The sequence below is a fragment of the Algoriphagus sp. AGSA1 genome, assembly GCF_021390545.1.
Classification (GTDB): Bacteria; Bacteroidota; Bacteroidia; order Cytophagales; family Cyclobacteriaceae; genus Algoriphagus.
The window spans coordinates 97,128-116,606 of sequence record NZ_JAJUWR010000008.1 but is presented as its reverse complement, the minus strand read 5'-3'; the positions used below and the strand labels follow the sequence as shown (position 1 = coordinate 116,606).

14 protein-coding genes are annotated in these 19,479 nt (G+C 42.8%); 5 read left to right on the top strand and 9 right to left on the bottom strand.

What is annotated here, in order from left to right; all coding sequences use genetic code 11:
• Nucleotides 1-170: 170 nt before the first annotated feature.
• Nucleotides 171-1,559 carry an MATE family efflux transporter gene (locus tag LZF95_RS07950; RefSeq protein ID WP_233754448.1) on the bottom strand — a complete coding sequence of 463 codons (1,389 nt, stop codon included), beginning with the start codon at nt 1,557-1,559 and terminating at the stop codon, nt 171-173.
• Between the two features lie 126 nt (nt 1,560-1,685).
• Nucleotides 1,686-2,654 carry a tryptophan 2,3-dioxygenase family protein gene (locus LZF95_RS07945; RefSeq protein ID WP_233754447.1) on the bottom strand — a complete coding sequence of 323 codons (969 nt, stop codon included), beginning with the start codon at nt 2,652-2,654 and terminating at the stop codon, nt 1,686-1,688.
• Nucleotides 2,655-2,968: 314 nt separating this feature from the next.
• Here LZF95_RS07945 and LZF95_RS07940 point away from each other — a divergent pair, with 314 nt between their 5' ends.
• The 3 genes from LZF95_RS07940 to LZF95_RS07930 all read left to right on the top strand — a co-directional run bounded on the left by LZF95_RS07940 (nt 2,969) and on the right by LZF95_RS07930 (nt 5,190).
• Nucleotides 2,969-4,174: an acyl-CoA dehydrogenase family protein gene (locus LZF95_RS07940; protein WP_233754446.1), complete on the top strand. Its 1,206-nt coding sequence runs from the start codon at nt 2,969-2,971 to the stop codon at nt 4,172-4,174.
• An 84-nt stretch (nt 4,175-4,258) separates the two neighbouring features.
• Complete coding sequence (locus tag LZF95_RS07935; RefSeq protein ID WP_233754445.1) at nt 4,259-4,744, top strand: hypothetical protein; 486 nt, start codon at nt 4,259-4,261, stop codon at nt 4,742-4,744.
• Between the two features lie 113 nt (nt 4,745-4,857).
• Nucleotides 4,858-5,190: a DUF1801 domain-containing protein gene (locus LZF95_RS07930; RefSeq protein WP_233754444.1), complete on the top strand. Its 333-nt coding sequence runs from the start codon at nt 4,858-4,860 to the stop codon at nt 5,188-5,190.
• Nucleotides 5,191-5,302: 112 nt separating this feature from the next.
• On the opposite strand, the gene LZF95_RS07925 is transcribed toward LZF95_RS07930, so the two are convergent.
• Both LZF95_RS07925 and LZF95_RS07920 read right to left on the bottom strand, forming a co-directional pair.
• Nucleotides 5,303-8,998 carry a T9SS type A sorting domain-containing protein gene (locus LZF95_RS07925; RefSeq protein WP_233754443.1) on the bottom strand — a complete coding sequence of 1,232 codons (3,696 nt, stop codon included), beginning with the start codon at nt 8,996-8,998 and terminating at the stop codon, nt 5,303-5,305.
• 167 nt (nt 8,999-9,165) lie between these two features.
• Complete coding sequence (locus LZF95_RS07920; protein ID WP_233754442.1) at nt 9,166-10,260, bottom strand: DUF1573 domain-containing protein; 1,095 nt, start codon at nt 10,258-10,260, stop codon at nt 9,166-9,168.
• A 70-nt stretch (nt 10,261-10,330) separates the two neighbouring features.
• Here LZF95_RS07920 and trpS point away from each other — a divergent pair, with 70 nt between their 5' ends.
• Entirely contained in the window at nt 10,331-11,305 is a 975-nt protein-coding gene (trpS, locus tag LZF95_RS07915) for a tryptophan--tRNA ligase (protein ID WP_233754441.1), read from the top strand.
• Nucleotides 11,306-11,449: 144 nt separating this feature from the next.
• Here trpS and fabF read toward each other — a convergent pair whose 3' ends face one another.
• The 3 genes from fabF to LZF95_RS07900 all read right to left on the bottom strand — a co-directional run bounded on the left by fabF (nt 11,450) and on the right by LZF95_RS07900 (nt 14,377).
• Nucleotides 11,450-12,703, bottom strand: coding sequence for a beta-ketoacyl-ACP synthase II (fabF, locus tag LZF95_RS07910; protein ID WP_233754440.1), 1,254 nt, complete (start codon nt 12,701-12,703; stop codon nt 11,450-11,452).
• 187 nt (nt 12,704-12,890) lie between these two features.
• Nucleotides 12,891-13,313 (bottom strand): hypothetical protein, encoded by a 423-nt coding sequence (locus LZF95_RS07905; RefSeq protein WP_233754439.1) that lies wholly within the window; start codon nt 13,311-13,313, stop codon nt 12,891-12,893.
• Nucleotides 13,314-13,387: 74 nt separating this feature from the next.
• Nucleotides 13,388-14,377 carry a zinc-dependent alcohol dehydrogenase family protein gene (locus LZF95_RS07900; RefSeq protein WP_306422298.1) on the bottom strand — a complete coding sequence of 330 codons (990 nt, stop codon included), beginning with the start codon at nt 14,375-14,377 and terminating at the stop codon, nt 13,388-13,390.
• 442 nt (nt 14,378-14,819) lie between these two features.
• On the opposite strand from LZF95_RS07900, the gene LZF95_RS07895 reads away from it, so the two are divergent.
• Complete coding sequence (locus LZF95_RS07895; protein WP_233754438.1) at nt 14,820-15,698, top strand: 3-hydroxyacyl-CoA dehydrogenase NAD-binding domain-containing protein; 879 nt, start codon at nt 14,820-14,822, stop codon at nt 15,696-15,698.
• A gap of 177 nt (nt 15,699-15,875) precedes the next feature.
• Here the strand turns inward: LZF95_RS07895 and LZF95_RS07890 are convergent, their stop codons facing one another.
• Nucleotides 15,876-16,991 (bottom strand): carboxypeptidase-like regulatory domain-containing protein, encoded by a 1,116-nt coding sequence (locus tag LZF95_RS07890; RefSeq protein ID WP_233754437.1) that lies wholly within the window; start codon nt 16,989-16,991, stop codon nt 15,876-15,878.
• Between the two features lie 26 nt (nt 16,992-17,017).
• Complete coding sequence (topA, locus tag LZF95_RS07885; RefSeq protein WP_233754436.1) at nt 17,018-19,345, bottom strand: type I DNA topoisomerase; 2,328 nt, start codon at nt 19,343-19,345, stop codon at nt 17,018-17,020.
• Nucleotides 19,346-19,479 lie beyond the last annotated feature (134 nt).

Here is a 19,479-nt window from a genome sequence, read left to right as displayed (position 1 = left end):
ATAAAGAACTACCAATCGCATATCAGACACATTTTGTCGTTTTTCACCCTTAGTTCCATTCTTATCAGAGCATTGTAGCTATAGAAGTCAGGAATTTATTGGCCTCCGAGCTCTTTCCACACTTTGGCGTTTTTCTCAGATACGATTAAGGCGATGGCAAAACAATTTACCTAACCTAATCCTGACTCCAACCATTGTTTTCTGTTGCGGAAGGTTCTGATTTTCCAATACCCGGTTTTGTAGTAAGAGAACGCGACAAGTGCAGCGACCAGGTTGGAAATCGGAAATGCCCACCAGATACCTTCAAAACCCAGGTCAGTTTTATGGGAGAGCACAAAAGCTACCGGAAAGCGGACCACCCATAGACTAAAGATGGAAATCAACATGGACGCCTGGGTAAAACGGCTACCGTTGAACACCCCGTTCAATACTTGTTGTACCCCCAGAAGACCGAAGCTAAGACTCATAATTTTGATAAACCTTGCACCATCCTTGATTACTTGGGGATCGTTCGGGACAAAAAAAGCTGTCAGCGTCTCCGCAAACAGAAACAACATCAGGCCTACCGCTGTAAGTCCAAAAAAAGCAACGGTAGCGCTCAGGTCACCTATCTTTTCCGCTCGTTTGATCTGGCCCGCACCGATGTTCTGACCAATTAAAGTAGTCGTGGCTATTCCCATCCCAAGTGCTGGCACGATGACCAAACTTAGAATCCTCGCCCCTATCCCATATGCTGCCACTATTTCACTTCCATAGCTTGTCACCAGCATCACCATCACTGTCATGGCTGCTGCTCTGGAGGACTGCTCCAAACTCGCCGGGATACCCAATTCAAACAGACGCTTAACCCAGGTAAACTGAGGCCTCATGTTCTTTAACTTTATTTTGATTCCCTCCCTTCCCCTAAAGAGTATAAAAAGCCCCGCCGCCGCGGACAAACCCTGAGTGACAATACTGGCAATAGCCGCACCTGCTACCCCAAAGCCTGCTATACTTCCATAGCCAAAAATAAACAGGGGATCCAGCACCAAATTCAGCAGTACCGTGCCAAAGACTATGTACATAGGCAACAGTACATTGCCTATTCCTCTCATCAAGGATTGGAAAACGAAAAACAAAAAGAGGAATACAAAGCCAAAAGACGAAACTTTAAAATAAGTGACCGAATCTTCCAATATTTCCGGCCCTGCCCCTACCAAACTCATCAATGGAGACGCTGAGAAATATCCTACTATAGCCAAAAATATCGAAATCAAAAAAACAACAAATACAGTCTGGGAAGATGCAAAGTCAATCATTTTAGCATCCTCTGCACCCTTGAACTGGGATACGATCACCGTACCTGCCAGCGTCAGGCCTGCCCCAAGAGATAGGACTAGAAACAGAATCGGAAAACTTATGCTGACAGCCGCCACGGCATTTGCCCCAAGTCTTCCCAGCCAGAAAGTATCGATCAGCTGATAGGCAGTTTGGAGTATATTGGCCATGATAATTGGCCATGCCAAGGTAAAAAGGCTCCGTATCAAACTTCCTTGTGACAAATCAGTTTTTTTGCTCATGAATCTTGATTTCACTTGATTTACTAAGATGCCAGTAAAATTCTGGAATTAGAAATCTAGGATTACAATCAAGCCCTAACAGGGAATACCAGCAGCAGTCCTACTAACTAATAAGCCATATTTCTCTTATACCTTATAATCCTCCCCAAAAATCTCCTTGACCACCCAGCCTTTACCCCATTCTTCCCGCTCGGATTCAGACCATAAATCAGGGTAAAAAATCACCTTTTGGAATCGTGGAGGGAGATATTTCTGCCAGTTTGTCCCTCCGGTAGCCGCGATATCCACAGGATCCCTCTGAAGATACCTTACAGCGGATTTATAATGTGCCAAAGGCCAGAAAACATTCGCCTTCAGATCAAATTGCCTCATCAACTCTACCAGTTCATCGGAAGGATTTCCAATACTTATATATTTCTGCCAGATATTTTTTCTGCGGTATGAATCGATCAGCTCCATTAATCTCTTGCCATATTTGGCTTCGAAGTTTTTGAGGGTAAGTGTCTTTTCCCCGGTAGCCAGTTCGATTGCTCCCTGCTGCCAATACAGATTTTCAAAGATCTCGTCGGTAGGCGTATGAAAATCAGGATCAGCTCTTTTATTCAGTGCCAGGAGATTAAACGCATCACAGGACATCAGTTCTATTTCCCGGTATTGGGCACTTTGAAACCCACTGGATGGAAGTAAGGACATCCGGAACTTAAGAAACTGCTCTCGCTCCATTCCTTTCCACATCACAGCAAATGAATTGATCAACTGATCAAAGTACATATTGATCCGATGCAATTTCTCTTTTAAAAATCCATCAGTGACCGAAGGCTCATCCGCTACTTGTTCAATCTCGGAGATAATCAGCTTAAAATACAACTCAGTGATCTGATGATAAATGATAAAGATTTTCTCATCCTTGAAAGATGTTTTGGGCTGCTGCAATGACAGCAATACATCCAAATTGATATAATCCCAATAGGTAAGATAATCCGAATACAACAGACCTTCCAAATAGGACAGCAGATCCTGGCCTGATGCTTTAAACTTCCCCTGAAGCTGCTCTATTTTCTCTAATATTTTTGGATCAAACCGGGACTCCACCATTTGTATTTTTTAAACGAATTGATAGTATTTTACCCCCATTTCTGGTTAATTAGAATCAAGGTGGGAGCTTAAAACCCGAATTATGCATTGACCTTTCTATTACGGGCTGGAATTACCTCAAAACCAGTCATTATGTTACTGTTTTCGACTTCACCGTAGTTGTTGCTATGATTCAGTCTCAAAACAGCCTGATTCTCCTGTAATTACAGCCCTCCCCGATAAAAATCGGGACAGGCTACAACGAAACTTAATGCAAAATGCGGGTTAAATTCCCGACAAAAGTCACAGATTCATTTTAATAAACCAAAAATAACATGGAGTCAGTTGAAATACGAAAGTCATTAAAGCAGGATACCTTCGAAGGTGTTGATTTTTTAGACCTGGATGATTTGCTTACAGATGAGCATAAATTGATCAGAACTTCCATCCGGGATTTTGTCAAAAAAGAGATCTCCCCCTACATAGAAGATTGGGCACAAAAGGCCTACTTCCCTAACGAAATAGTCAAAAAATTCGGTGATGTGGGAGCTTTCGGGCCGCAGATTCCTGAGCAGTATGGCGGCGGTGGCTTGGATTACATTTCCTACGGGTTGATCATGCAGGAGATTGAGCGTGGTGACTCGGGCATGCGCTCGACGGCTTCTGTGCAAGGTTCCCTAGTGATGTATCCTATCTATAAATTCGGTTCAGAGGAGCAGCGAAACAAATACCTGCCAAAACTGGCCTCAGGAGAAATGCTGGGCTGCTTCGGATTGACCGAGCCTGATCATGGTTCCAACCCTAGCGGCATGGTCACCAACTTCAAAGATATGGGAGATCATTACTTGCTGAATGGTGCCAAAATGTGGATTTCCAACTCTCCCGAAGCGGATATTGCAGTAGTCTGGGCAAAGAATGAGGAAGGCAGAATCCACGGTTTGATCGTGGAGCGAGGAATGGAAGGATTTTCTACCCCAGAAACCCATGGCAAGTGGTCCCTCCGTGCTTCCTGCACCGGAGAATTGGTCTTTGATAATGTGAAAGTACCAAAGGAGAATCTACTTCCTGGCAAATCCGGCTTGGGAGCCCCACTGATGTGCCTGGATTCGGCCCGATTTGGAATCGCTTGGGGGGCGATAGGCGCTGCCATGGACTGTTATGAGTCAGCCAGAAAATATGCCGCTGAACGTATCCAATTCGGCAAACCCATCGCAAGTTTTCAACTGGTACAGAAGAAACTATCCGAAATGCTCACCGAAATTACCAAAGCCCAATTACTTGCCTGGAAAGTAGGTAAAATGATGAATGTAGGCAAAGCCAAGACTGTCCATATCTCCATGGCCAAACGGAACAATGTGGAAATGGCGCTCAATATCGCCCGGGAAGCCAGACAGATCCATGGCGGTATGGGAATCACCGGGGAATATCCTATCATGCGCCATATGATGAACCTGGAATCAGTGATTACCTACGAAGGAACACATGATATCCACTTGCTGATTCTTGGTCAGGAGATTACTGGGATCCCGGCTTTTGTGTGAGGTTTTGGGTTTTTAACCGCAGAGGGCACGGAGGGTGACGCAGAGGGTGCGAGTGGGGATTTTATCAACAAATCAGCATTTAAAATGGACATTCAAAAACATTGGCCGGAAATAAGAAATCATTTCAACAAAAGTTTTAGGACAAATTTTCACGTATCAATTGGTTCGGTTGACAAAGACGACAATCCGACTGTAACGCCTATAGGCTCATTATTTCTAAACAGGGATCAGACGGGTTTTTACTTTGAAAAATTCCTCACAAAACTTCCCTCAAATAGTAAGAACAACAAAAATATTTGTGTTTTGGGTGTAAACAGTAGCACCTCCTTCTGGTTGACATCCTTATTCAAAGGTCAATTTACCGGTTATCCTGCCATTAAACTTTACGGACAGCTTGGAGAAAAACGAAAAGCAACTGACATAGAAATGAAAAAATTAAACTCAAGAATGAGGTTTACAAAATGGCTAAAAGGGAATGATTATCTCTGGGGCAATATGGAATTTGTAAGAGAACTTACGTTTTCGAAAGGTGAGAAAATCAATTTGGGTAAGATGACTGAAAATCTCTAACAACATAAGCCCAAACAGTTAAAATCAGTGCATCCCCTGGGGTACTCCGAAACTCCCCCAAACCGCAAAGCCCCAAATTGCTTGGGCTATGTAAAACCAAAAACATGATTAGAATGGAAGAGCAAGTAACAAAGTACATTTCTGAAGCAACAGAAGAACAACGAAAGATCATGGAAGCAATCCGGTTAATAATTCATAAGGAAGTTCCTTCCGTTGTAGAAAACTTTAAGTGGAGCAGACCGGTTTTTTCCACTGATTCGGACTTTGCATATTTCAAAACTTCAAAAGCACATCTGACTTTTGGTTTTTTTAATTATGAAAAAATAAAAGAGCACAGAAATCTTTTAGAGGGAACTGGGAAAGATATGCGTCATATTAAGCTAAAAAGACTGGATGACTTACAACCGGAAATCATCCGAAATTGGACCCAACAGCTAGTTAAATAAATTACTATCAGCACTTTGATTTCAAATCATCTGCTTGGAATCTGCGACCTTTTCTGCGTCTATCTGCGGGAAATCAAAACAGAATTTAAGACGAACTGCAGATTTGAATTCCTTATCTCTTCATCAACTTCCCAACAAACATGCGGTTTTCCTGACTCTCCACCAAAATCACATAGGTTCCTGCCGCTAATCGTGAGATGCCTAATGTAACCGCGCTTGGGCTTTGTCGGATGATTTCTATGATGGAACTTACGTCTTTACCTGAAGAATTATAGATCCTAAGGTTATTTTCCGCAAATTCCAGATCACCCAATGCTTGCACCTCCACTTGGGAAGAGGCAGGGTTAGGATAGATTTTGAGTTCTTCCGAAAGTATAATTCCTGGCTGCAGTATTCCTGAAATAGTCACTGTCACCGCAGCAAGTCGTGCGGTACAACCAGCGGTATTGGTCAATTCCACCGCATACTCTCCCATAGCGTGTACTTCCAGAGTTCTGGAAGTTGCCCCTGAGATTTCAACATCATTTTTAAACCACTTATATGTAAATTCTCCATCCGGTGCCCTCAGGATATTTCCATCTTCCTCGATTTCTCCATTTGGTTTTGCTATTGTTTCCACTTCGAATTTCCCTGTTTCGAAAAGACATCCACCCGCAAATCTTACAATAGCATGGTAGCTTCCTCCCTCTTCTATTACTAAGCTTTTGTCTGTGGAACCACTGATATCAGTTCCATTCCTTCTCCATCTTATCACTTCAAAATCGGCTTGGGACTCCAGTGTGAGTGTTTGATCATTACCAATACAGATAGATACAGGGCCACTAACTGTCACAGGCCTAGAATTGGTAGATTTCACAGCCACTTTGGCTAGTTTCTGCATGACATTCCCTGCAATATCGAAAGCCCCCACTTCTACTGTTATCTCCTTTCCTATATCTTCACAGCCCACAGACTGTCTGCTAAGCTTCACTTCTTTGATTCCACAGTTATCTTCAACAGAAGCTATAAAATCCTCTGGATTCAATTCTATTTTACCTATGGACAAATCAACAACTGCCTCTACGTTTTTGGTGATTAGGACAGGATTTGATCTATCCCTGACTATCACCTCAATTTCCTCTTCAGCAACTGTCCCCTTTGAGTCAGTTGTCTTTACAACTACTGAATTTGACCAAAGGTCTTCACAGGTAAAAACAGATTTACTCAACTCTACTGTGAACCCTGAACCAATTGGCCACTTAGTAAACACTTGTTCAGGCTTTAAAATTGCCTTACCGTCTTTAAGAAGTTCCAGTTCCGTTTTCTCCTTCACAGAAGGCCATTCGATACCCCCATCAACAATCACTTCAATTGATTTAGAAAATACCTCACAGCCATTCACTGGAAGAAGTTTGGCTTTATAAACACCTGATTTGGTTACTGTAAACTGCTTATCAGAACTGGACGATATCAGCCCTTCTTCTCTATACCAACCTATTACCTCAAAAGGGAACTCTGAACCTAACGTTAATTTCACAGCATCACCATCATGGGATTCTGTAGTGGCAGTCACTGAAACCTTGGCCGATTCAACGACATTGAGTGTAATGAATGAGCGTACAGTATATTCATTATTAGATTCGTCCGAAACAGTGATATCAACATCCAGTCTTCCTTTTGCATAAAATTCCTGCAAATCAGCACAGGTTATAGTCGTGGATCTACCAAACGATATACCATAATCTCCCGAACAATTATCCTGAATATCAATATCGGCAAAGTCATCCTTACTGAATTCAACTTTGCCGACCACAGGGTCAAACTCAATAGTCTTTGATATTGAAGTGAAATAAGGTTTAATGGTATCCAATACAAACAGTCTGACTTCATCATCCCATTTATCTCCTGAGTTAGTGTTTGTAGAGGTGATAGTGATTTGATTAAACCCTAAATCCCTGCAATCAAACTCAAAACCTTGAGATGATGTAAAAGTGAAAGATGCTGCCTCTTCAGGTTGATCTTTGAGAAAGTCCGCTGAAGCTAGGTTTGCTTTTCCATCATTGTCCAGGTATATCGACACTGAGTCTTTTACTTCTGGCACAAACACGGCTTTGCGTAACGGAATTTTCATACTCACCTCATCCTTATACACTCTCCGCTCTATTCTTTGAAGGTTGTAATTTTGATCCATCACCGGAAAAGCATAAACCGGGGTGAATTTGATTAAAGCAAATTCCTGATTTCCCTCCACGCTTTTCTCTAAATTCACTTCCAGATGCCCATAATGTTTTCCGCCATCAGTTAAGACTGGATTCGTACCGCTCAAATCCCATTGTTCTGGTTCGCTTTGGTCTGCAGTCCATTTCCTGTATTGATTATAATCCAGTGTATTGAATGGATTGCCGAACCAGTCTCTCTTCTCTCCCCGCATCCCATCCCCAGCTACGCCTACATCGTAGTACATAATCCCCTTGCCGTCCCCATCCTCATCTACAAAACTTCTTTCAAACAACTCATCATGCCCAGATAAAACAGCTATTACACCATATCTTTCCAAGATTGGATTGAGAACCCGCATCGGTGTACCTACCTGCCCCACAGAAAGCTCATGATTCATAGGTACACCATGCTCTCCAGAGGAGTAAGCGATGTGGTGGTATTGTACAAAGATCAATTGCCCACTTTCACTGGCATCTTTAAGGTTTTCCTCCAACCAAATATATTGATCGCTGCCCGGCCCAAAACCACTTAAATCATTTCCTCCAGCAGCGTTATATTGTGCTTGATTATAGTTCTCCTGAGTATCTGTGCCAGGCACACTAAATTGCTTCCCAGTGAGTTTTGGTTGTCCTTCGAAATCAGCGGCTGTTTGGTCTGGTGTACCATTACTGGAATCCAAAGTCAAAATCGTCACTGGCCCATAATCTACTCTGTAGTAGCTTTGACGATGCTTTTGTAATGGGTCTTCAGTGGGTGTTTCAAAATAGGTATGGAAACGCTTCCTTCCCACGAGAGGGATAAATTCACCTTTTTCATTAGTCCCATATCCGCCATTAATGCCGCCATAGGCTTCCCAGTTTCCCAACGCAGGAATAATCGCATATCTGGACAATCCATTTCCAACCTGACCTGCATTATGCCTGAAAAACTCGTCCCAAGCCGGCTGATATCCACCTCCCTGAACCAAGTCTCCGGGCATCAGTATAAAATCAGGATTTCTTGAATCTACTATTTTTAGATTTTCATTATATCCTTTTTCCTCCGTGAGAAAATAATTAAGGAACTCTATACCCTGCTCTGTAGTGGTTCCAAACTTTTCTTTCCACAAAATAGGGTTAGAAAAAGGACGAAATAATGGCTGTCCGGGATACCAAGCTCTATTTGTTACCCGACCTTTTGGATCTGTTTCAGAATCTGCTAAGGCGATAAATCTAATTTTATCCCAGTTGGACTTAGATTTTGGAGTGGTAAATGACCCAGAATAATCAGAGTCTGACAGTGTGACCGTATAGTTCACCTTACGTCCTTGCGGCAAATCAACATAAAATCTATATCGAAATACCTGGTCAGTATCTAGCCAACTTCCTTGCACAAGCCCATTGATATTCTGATTTTTTTCCTGTGAAGTATAATAAATATCGGGAACTGCCTCAGCGTCAACTTTACCTACGAAAATAACTGTTCCTTCTTCGTCTATGACCTTAATAGAACTTTCTGCCAGCGAGTTACTAAACCATGTAAGTTGAATCTTATTGTTTCCATATACTTGCAAATAGGGATATATGCGAAAGGGGTATATCTCAATAGGTTTCAACGAGGTGAAAACCATACAAATTAATAATCCGACACTAAACAGTACACGTCTTTTCATTTATAAAAATTCAGATTAGCAATATAGAATATCATTGTTGGAAAACTCAAAAACACCTCCCCCATTCTACAAAATATCAAAATATTCCGGATTTGGAAAAAATGACCAAATTGTCCCAATACCCCTTATTCTACCCTACTTTTAACCAAAAACAACTGGACCGGATTGAGCGGATCATTGCTGAAAACATAGATATTCCGCTGGTCTATCCCCTTTCTTCCTTTGGGATCAAAGACTACTTTTAACTGGATAGACTCTCCAGGATCCAAATCAGTTTTTGGCAGTTCAAGTTTCAGGCAGTCGCAGTTCCCTTGGACTTTTTTGATTTCCAATACCTCTTTCCCTCTGTTGCTTAACACCACATATTCTACCTGAACAGCAGTGGACTTGATGGTCTTCAGATCGATTTCTTTTGGCTCGACCACCAGCTGCGGCACCAGATTCAGGTTATCTTTGGCAAATGGCGCATAATATTCAAAAACATCTGCCAGCACTTCTAACTGGATGAACGTGGTGCTATCCTGCCAGTTAAGAGAGACCTGATCCTCGAAATACCCAAGGTCTCCTTTTGCGGAACCATCATAAACAAGCTGAAGCAATCCCCTATCTTTTGGCATAATGGAATCCGTCAACTGGCCCACCTGGATATATTCAGGACCTGCATATGCTAGACTGTCTTTATAAAAGGGCTGGTCACCAAAATTATAAACCTCCACCTGTTTTAGTTTAGGTACATTGGTAAACACCTCACCTACATTAATCTTAGGTAGTCGAAAACCCAGGTCCCCCTTTCGGGTCCTGTATGTTCTTTCCGGATCACTTGCTCTCGGGATCGCATTTCCCTCAATATAAAGGGTATCCTGAACCCCAAACAGATTGCCCTTCACCACAATCATTCTTGAAAAAGGACCAACACCTGAAGAGGGATCAAATGATACCCGCAAGGTGCCGCTTTCCCCTACCCGCAGGGTGTCTTCCGTGTAATCAACTGTAGTGCATCCGCAATCCGTGACTACTGTCTCTATATAAAAAAGGGAATCCTGTGTATGCGTAAACTGGAATTCTGCCATCTGGGAACCCTGCTCTTCCAAAACAGTTCCAAAATCCACCTTATTTACTGCCCAGATCAACCTAGGAGCTATAGTATCCTGAGCCTGTGCAAGTTGCGGAAATAGGCCTATTATCAATAGGAGTAGTAGGAGTTTCACTGTTCTGATCATGCCCGCAATTAACGCATAATTTCAAACGTATTATAGGCTGATTTACTTAATTTGCAGCAAAATCAGACCAATGGCAAGAGTACTTACAGGCATTCAAAGTAGCGGCAGGCCACACCTGGGAAATATACTGGGAGCAATCGTGCCGGCTATAGAATTGATCAAGCAAAACAAACAAGAGTCATTTATATTCATCGCAGATCTGCACTCCCTTACTACTACTAAGGATGGGGAAGTTCGCAAGCAGAATACACTTGCTGTAGCCGCAGCTTGGCTGGCATTTGGTTTGGACATAGAGCAGACCACTTTTTATCGCCAGTCCAGAAGACCGGAAGTAACCGAATTAACGTGGTACCTGAACTGCTTTACTCCGTTTCCCATGTTGGCAAATGCGCATAGTTTTAAAGACAAAGCAGAAAAACTTTCAGACGTCAATGCTGGGCTTTTCACCTATCCGGTCTTGATGGCGGCGGACATTCTACTGTATTCAGCCGATCTGGTGCCTGTGGGGAAGGACCAGATGCAGCATCTGGAGATGACCCGGGATATCGCTTCCACATTCAACAGGATAGTAGGAGAGGATATTCTTACTATGCCAGAAGCAAGAATCGATGAAGTAGTAAAGACGATTCCCGGAACAGACGGCCAGAAGATGAGTAAATCCTATAATAACTTCATCGATATCTTCCTTCCAGAAAAAGCGCTTAAGAAAAATGTAAATAGTATTGTGACTGACAGCACTCCAATGGAAGAGCCCAAAAATCCCGATTCATGCAATGTTTTTAAGTTATATAGTTTGGTAGCCTCAGAAGAGGAAACGAAGCAAATGCGGGCGAATTACGAGGGGGGGAATTATGGCTATGGACATGCTAAAAAAGAATTCCTACAATTGATAATAGATAAGTATCGAAAAGAACGGGAACTGTTTGATTTCTATATGAGCCATCCTGAGGAAATCGAATCAAGGCTGGCTGCAGGGGAAGAGAAAGCAAAGGCTGTGGGAGCGGAGTTATTGGATAAGGTAAGGATGAAGTTAGGTTTTAAATAATTGCCCGCCCTTTGCGATGAAATTTCGACCTGGGAAGAAAGAGTTATGGAATAAAGCATTTGTGTGCCTTGCAAAACCTGCGTGTGCTCTTTGGTGAAAAAACAAAAACCTTCGAGGCCTTTGAGACCTCAAAGGTTAGGAATTTTAAACAAACTCCTTGAAAATCACAGAAGCATTATGTCCACCAAAACCGAAAGTATTACTCAAGGCAACTCTAACTTTCTTCTGTATGGCTGTTTGGGTGACTATCTGCACTCCTTGGGGAATGGATGGATCAAGGTTTTCAGTATTGATAGTCGGGGGAACAACTCCATCGTTGATTGATTTCACGGATAAAACAGCTTCTATTGCCCCTGCGGCACCAAGCAAATGCCCAGTCATGGATTTGGTTCCGGATATATGTAATTTCGAGTAGTCCCCTTCCAGATGTCTTACTATAGCCTTTACCTCACTTAAATCTCCGGTAGGTGTAGAAGTAGCATGTGCATTTAGGTAATCTACATCCTGCATAGAGATACCTGCCTCTTCCAGGGCAAACTTCATGCAGTGGTAAGCACCTTCACCTTGAGGGTGAGTTGCGGTTAGATGGTAGGCATCAGCTGTCATTGCGGCTCCTACTATCTCGGCATAGATTTTAGCACCTCGCTTTTTCGCATGCTCGTACTCTTCCAGGATCAAAGCTCCAGCCCCCTCTCCCATCACAAATCCCTCTCTTTCCACATCAAAAGGTCTTGACGCGATGGTGGGATTGTCATTGCGGTTGGAAAGTGCTTTTAGCGCATTAAATCCACCAATGGAAACCTCAGTAATGGAAGCCTCAGAACCTCCCGTAACGATAACTTTAGCTTTTCCCCACTTGATATAATTAAAAGCGTCCATAATTGCACTATTTGATGCGGCGCAAGCTGAAACTGGCGTATAATTAACTCCCATAAAACCATACTTCATCGATATCACTCCAGACGCCATGTTTCCAAGAAACTTAGGTATAAAAAACGGGTTAAATCGAGGGGTGAGATCATTGCCTATGAACTCCTTCATTTCATGTTCTATGGTATTCATACCTCCCTGACTGGTGGCCCAAATCACCCCTGCATCGTATGGGGAACTTAGCCGAGAAACTTCCAGCCCCGAATCCTCCATCGCCTCCGCGGCAGTGTAAAGTGCATACTGAGTATATAGATCGGATCGTTTGATCTCATTTCTATCCAGCTTAACTGTAGGATCAAACCCCTTGATCTCACAAGCAAACCTGGTTTTGAATTTCTCTGTATTGAAATAAGTAATGGGTCCCGCCCCACTTTTACCTTCTTTGGCGTTTTGCCAGTTTGTCTTCACATCATTCCCAAGAGCAGACAAAGCTCCCAACCCAGTAATAACTACTCTTTTTGAATTCATTAAATATATAATAAAACCTCACTTACATAAATGTGTATAAAACCAAAATTCCCTTTTGACTTAATTCTTCCACATGAAACAGAAAAACCCGGCTCTTCACCAGGTCTTTCCATTTACTTTTATCCTAAATCCAGATTCTTGATTCTAAAACCTAACATCTTGATAATTAACTCTTTATACTTTTAAATCACCTACTTCTCCATAGATCTTTAAGCTGCCTGCCGTTGATCAGCATCACAAATCTAGCGGGATTGGGGATCAAAACAACACGTACATCCTGCTTATCAAATTGCTCTGATTCAATCGGAACACCTTGCTGCCCGGAGACTTCGTAGCTCACGATGCCATTGGCATCAGGCAAAAGCGGCTTATAAACATTGGCAATGTAGGCAGTGGGCAACAAAATATCCGTATCAGACTGTAACTTATCCTGGATTTTTTCGATTTCACTCTCAAGTCTATCCTCATAGTTCTCGTTGAAATCATCCTCTAGGTCATGGAGCTCTTCTTCCAGATCATCATAGCGCTCATCGCTGTAATCCATGGATGCCAGTTGATTTCTTTTTTCTACTATTTCGGTAAGCTCTTTATCCAGCGTATCCCAATTCATTCTTTTCCGTTTTTTTTGATTTGAAATGCAAAGATGAGGATTCCCTGTTTTTATAAAGAACTATTTCAGAGAAATTAACTCACCAAAAGGATTTTTCCGTTTCGCCCAGGCTTATTGTAAGCCTCTATAGCTGCCTTTACTTCCGTAAGCGGAAACTTCTCTGCTACTTCTGCCCTGGTGTCATTTCTCATCAGAAAACCTTGGGTCTCCTGATAAAGCTTAGCCCTTTCCTCATCATTTATCCGCTTCAGCAAACTACTAAGCCAAAACCCTTCGATCGTTATCTCCTTGAAAATCAGAAGCCCCGTATTAAGTGGCAAATCCTGCATGCTCAGCACTCCAAAAACAAACATCTTCCCAAGCGGCCTGATACAGCTTAGCGCATTGGCAGCTAGCTCTCCACCCACCGCATCAAACACAGCAGACACACCATCAGCTACTATGGTGGAAATTGCCTGCTTCAAATCCTCTTTTTCCGTATTGACTACCAACTGGGCACCAAACTCCGTCAAATAGGCTTTCTGCTCATCATGGCGGACCGTACACACCACATTGATTCCTTTACTCCGAGCCACCTGTATGGCAAATTTCCCGAAAGCCGAGGCTCCGGCAGTGACTAAAAGCCAATCTCCCGCTTTAAGCCCAGATCTATTGACCATGGCCACGGCTGTCACAGGATTGACAAAGGCCTGGCAGGCCACTTCAAAAGACATCCCTTCAGGCATTGGAAAAACCTGCCTCACTGGAAGCGTGATATACTCTCTCCATGTGCCCATGTTTGTCCCTTGTGAAGTAAACATCACCCTTGTGCCTACCGGAAACTTTCCCTCAGCATCAGCTTTGCTCACTATACCTGCTGCCTCAAAGCCCGCACTGCTGGGAAGATCAGGCTTGACACCATAGCGCCCTCTGATAAACATCAGATCCGATGGATTGATGTTCCTTGCCTTAACCTCGATCTGGACTTCCAGGGGTTTGGGTTCGGGAATCGGAGCCTCCCGTACCTTTAGTACATCCATTGCTCTTCCCGTCTCCTCAAAAATCACTTCCTTCATATGTATCATGTGTAAATAACTGATTTTCTGTGAACTCAATTCACTACTTCTCCATATTAGGAGGTGAGATGCATAAGTTCACAACTCAATAAATTCGAATCTGAAATTTCTCTGTATTTCTAACTAAGAAAATATGCCATTCGTTCACGCATACTGCTTATCTTTTATACCTTGAGAACTTAAATTAAGTTCTTGAGAGTCAAACCTATCAGTTGCTATCAGTCTCAATGTTAGGATTGACTCTATTCTTTACCAAAAAAACTGAGCATATTTACTTAATGTCAATATTCTACTATGTTTCAATCTAAGAATTGACTTTAATCAGCAAAACATCAACATCTTAAGGAAAAAACAGTAAAAGTCACGTTGACACGATCGTCCTGATTTTCCGGCAATAGTTTTAAACACTCAAGTATGACCACTGGATCATAGAAAGACAATTGAAAACCACATGATAATCCAAACATTGGGCATAGTAGGAGCAGGCAGTTTAGGGACACGGATTGCCTTGCAGGGCGCTATTTCCGGGTTTAAGGTGAACGTATATGATATAGATCCGAACAGCTTTGAAAGGTCAAAGGTCACCATGAGGAAATTATTGGCTCAATTGGATGGGGCAAAACTTCTGGACAAGGAAAAAGGCGAACAATCATTACATAGAATCTCTTTTTCACCTAATCTCAAGGATGCTTTACAGGAGGTGGATTTTGTAAGTGAAAACGTGACCGAAGACCTTGAAACTAAATTAATTGTCTGGAAGCTGATAGGCGAATCGGCTGCAGTTCATGCTATTTTCACCACGAATACCTCCTTCTTGCTTCCTTCTCAACTAGCTGAAGCTTCAGGAAGACCAGCCAGATTCTGTGCATTTCACTTTCATGACGTTTTCCAGTCCAGGGTGGTGGATATTATGCCGCATTCGCAGACAGATACAGAACTAATCGGCATCCTTCAAGAGTTGGGAAAAAGGCTGGACCAAGTTCCTGTTCTGGTAAAAAAAGAGCATCCGGGTTATATCTTCAACACCTTACTCATTGCTTGGATAGATGCGGCCGGGCGGTTGCTCACAGGAGATATAGCAGAAGTAGAAGCAATAGACAAGTCTTGGATGGTAAATTTCAATATGTCCGCTGGCCCGTTTGGGATATTGGACAAGGTAGGGCTGGACACCGCATGGCACATTACCAATTCCCGAAGAAATCCCGCCTCTAGGGCTTTTGCGGCATTGCTCAAAACCTACGTAGATCAAGGGAAATTGGGGATCAAATCCGGAGAAGGATTTTATTCGTACCCTAACCCACGCTATGAAAACAAGGATTTTTGCACGTAAACATGAAATTCAGTATATCCGCTTTCTGCCATTAAATGAATAAATTCATCAAAGTATTCGGAAAACACTGGCCGCATGGGATCTTCCGTCACCTGTAGCGTAGTCGAAGTATCGGTCTTCCAGCCAGTAAAGCAAGGAAAATATGGTTACCGGCTTCATTGCGGATAATCACTATCTTTATTGCTCTGGCCCATAATCTATAGGCAACAAGTCTCCTACCCTTTCCCAAGCCATATATCCTTCCATCAGCAGCCCAAATGGATCGTCGTAGCTTCCATTCGGATAAATTTTCAAAGAGTCGATTTCCAGATGCATAATAGAGACCTGATTTCCAGGCTTTCCTCGGTAGTTTGACCCAAGATATGCTAAACTTTCCCGTTCATGGGTATATGTGATATGAAGATGATCCTGAAAACTCAGAAAAACTTCCCCCTCTAAGTTTTTCTTGACAAGAACATCCGGGGAAATTGGCGTAGTGTCTAACTGGTCCATATATTTCCCTGGTTTAGAAGGATCAGGTATCCGATAGATCTTCCTCAGCACAAAACCTTCTCTTTCCGTAACACCTTCATACAAGGATCTGATCAAATGCTGCAAGCTTCCTCTGTAGGCAATATCACGTCTTTTTTCCACTTTTTTTCTCTTTGATTTGGACAAGGTAGAATCATCAATAAAGAACGGATAGCCCGCATAAAAGACGTAACCTTCTCTGGCCTGAAATTTAAACTCCTTGAGCAAATAATCTATTCTATACCCTAGTTTTGGATTGTTGATCTTCAATAAGTCTATGGCAGAAACCTTCAACACCCCAGCTTCCGACTGATCATCCAGTCTCAAAACCGTCTCATCGAGAAGTTTACAAGATTGGGCGGTTTCAGAGGTTCCAAGGAAATTCCTCTTGAATTCATCGAGGTTTCTGTACCAGGCTGGGTCACGGCTTTCTTTCACATCCAAGATATCCAATTCCTCATCGGCTGCTATCAACATCAATTTGTATCCCTGTGGCTGTATCTCTGATGTACGAAGATTATATGTCAGCCCTTCGTATCCCAGCATCCTCACGATTACCTCGTAGTTACCCTCCGGAATAGCAAGAGAGAACCTGCCTTCCTCATCTGCAGAAACACCAAAAGTAGTATTAGCCAAAAACACTGTGGCATAAGGTATTACTTCACCTGTCTCATAATCTGCCACAGTTCCTCTGAAAACATGTTGGGCATAGGAAGTAAAAGTACATAAAAGCAAAAAAAAGCCTAATGCAATCTTCGGAGGAATTGGATTAGGCTTATTCATAAAAGCAGGGTTAGGATGTTGCTTACTTATTTCTTTTTGGCAAACCTTCCGCCTTTTTTCTTTGGTTCTGGCTGGTTTTCAATAATATGAATAGTTTCATCATAAGTCAAACTCTCTGCTTCCTTATCCTTGGGGATTTTGTAGTTGTTCTTCCCCATCTTGATGTATGGGCCCCATCTCCCATTCAAAACCTGAATCTCGGGATTTTCATCAAAAGATTTGATATGCTTCTTTGCATCTGCCTCTCGCTTGTCTTTGATCAGCTGAATTGCCTCTTCTTCGGTCACGCTCAAAGGATCCATCTCTTTAGGAAGAGACACAAAGTTGCCGTCATGACGGATGTAGGGCCCGAATCTGCCAATTGCGGCTACCATCTTTTTATCCTCAAACATCCCGATGTCCCTAGGCAATTTAAATAGCTCCAGTGCGTCTTCCATCGTGATATTTTCTATGAACTGTCCTTTTTTGAGGCTGGCAAATTGCTTTTCCTCGTCTTCTGCATCTCCGATCTGCACCAATGGTCCAAATCTTCCCAATCTGGCGATCATTGGTTTTCCGCTTACTGGATGATTGCCAAGTTCACGGCTGGAATTGATATCCTGACGGGACACTTGCTCGGTTTCCTCCACATTTTTATGAAAATCCCCATAAAAGGAGTCCAGCATATCCTGCCACACTTGACCTCCGGCGGCAATATCATCGAATTCCTTTTCAACCCTTGCGGTGAAGCTAAAGTCAATCACATTAGGGAAATGCTCTACGAGGAAATCATTTACAACCATCGCTATATTGGTAGGAAAAAGTTTTTGCTTCTCCGCTCCTGTAGTTTCTGTCTTGGTAGCATCCTTAAATTCTCCTTTGGAAATGAGCATTTCCACGTAATTTCTAGGAGTACCGTCCCTTGACTCTTTGATCACATATTCCCTTCGCTGGATAGTAGAAATAGTAGGGGCATACGTAGAAGGACGCCCAATTCCCAATTCCTCTAATTTTTTCACCAAGGAAGCCTCTGTATATCTAGGAGAAGGCCTGGTGAAAGTTTCACGGCCTTTCATCTGCTGCAAGCTCAAGTGCTGCCCCACAGTCAGAGGAGGCAATAAAGCCTTGCCCTCGTTCCCATCTTCCTCCTCAGGCTCGTCGTCAGTACTCTCCAGATAGACTTTCAGAAAGCCATCAAACTTAATTATCTCCCCAGTGGCAACGAGATTTTGAGGTTGGTTGGAAATATCTATGGTAATGATAGTTTTTTCCAGTTCCGCGTCTGCCATCTGGGATGCAATGGCACGTTTCCAGATCAGTTCATAAAGTCGCTGCTCATTGCGGTCACCGGAAGCTTGGGTGGTTCCGAAATCCGTAGGCCTAATGGCTTCGTGAGCTTCCTGGGCACCTTCAGACTTGGTGGCGAATTTTCTGGATTTATGGTACTTGCTTCCATAGGATTCAAGGATCGCGTTTTTGGCCGAAGACATGGCATCTTCAGAAAGGTTTACACTATCGGTTCTCATATAGGTAATCTTACCCGCTTCATAAAGTTTCTGTGCTACCGACATAGTCTGGGCTACAGAGAAATAAAGTTTTCTACTGGCCTCCTGCTGAAGCGTAGAAGTGGTAAAAGGTGCGGCTGGCGATTTCTTTCCTGGTTTTTTCTCCAGGTTGGCAACAGAAAAATCAGCATCAAGGCATTTTCTGAGGAATTCCTCTGCCTCCGCTTTGGTATCGAACTTTTTGGGGAGTTCTGCTTGGAATGTTTTTCCTTCTACTTCGAAAATCGCAGTGATTCTAAAGCTTGATTTTGCCTTATGTTGTTCTATTTCACGTTCTCGATCCACTATAAGGCGTACCGCCACCGACTGAACCCTTCCTGCCGATAATCCCGTCTTGATTTTCTTCCACAATATTGGTGAAAGTTCAAACCCTACCAAACGATCCAAAATCCTCCTGGCTTGCTGTGCATTGACCAGATCTATGTCTATCCCTCTAGGATTCTCTATTGCCTTCGTGATCGCGTTTTTAGTGATCTCCCTGAACACTATCCTCCGGGTGTTTTCATCCTTGAGCTTCAATACTTCTTTTAGATGCCAGGATATAGCCTCTCCCTCGCGGTCATCATCACTTGCGAGGAAGACGGTCTCCGCATCTTTTACCAAAGCTTTTAGGTTTTTGATCACTTCCTTCTTGTCGGGAGTGACTTCATAGGTAGGACTGAATCTATTTTTAATATCAATCGCTTTATCACCTTTAGGAAGATCCCTGACATGACCGTAGCTGGAAGCTACTTTATAATCTTTGCCCAGGTACCCTTCTATGGTTTTGGCTTTGGCAGGTGACTCGACGATAACTAGGTTTTTTGACATAGAAAAGCGGTTTTTCCGGGATTTCAAACCCGATAAGAAAAGCTAAAAATAGATGGCATTGTATTCTCGTCCAAATAATTAAACTATTGTCAGCTGCATTTGGATAGGTTTTTGTTCAAAGCAAAGAATTCTTT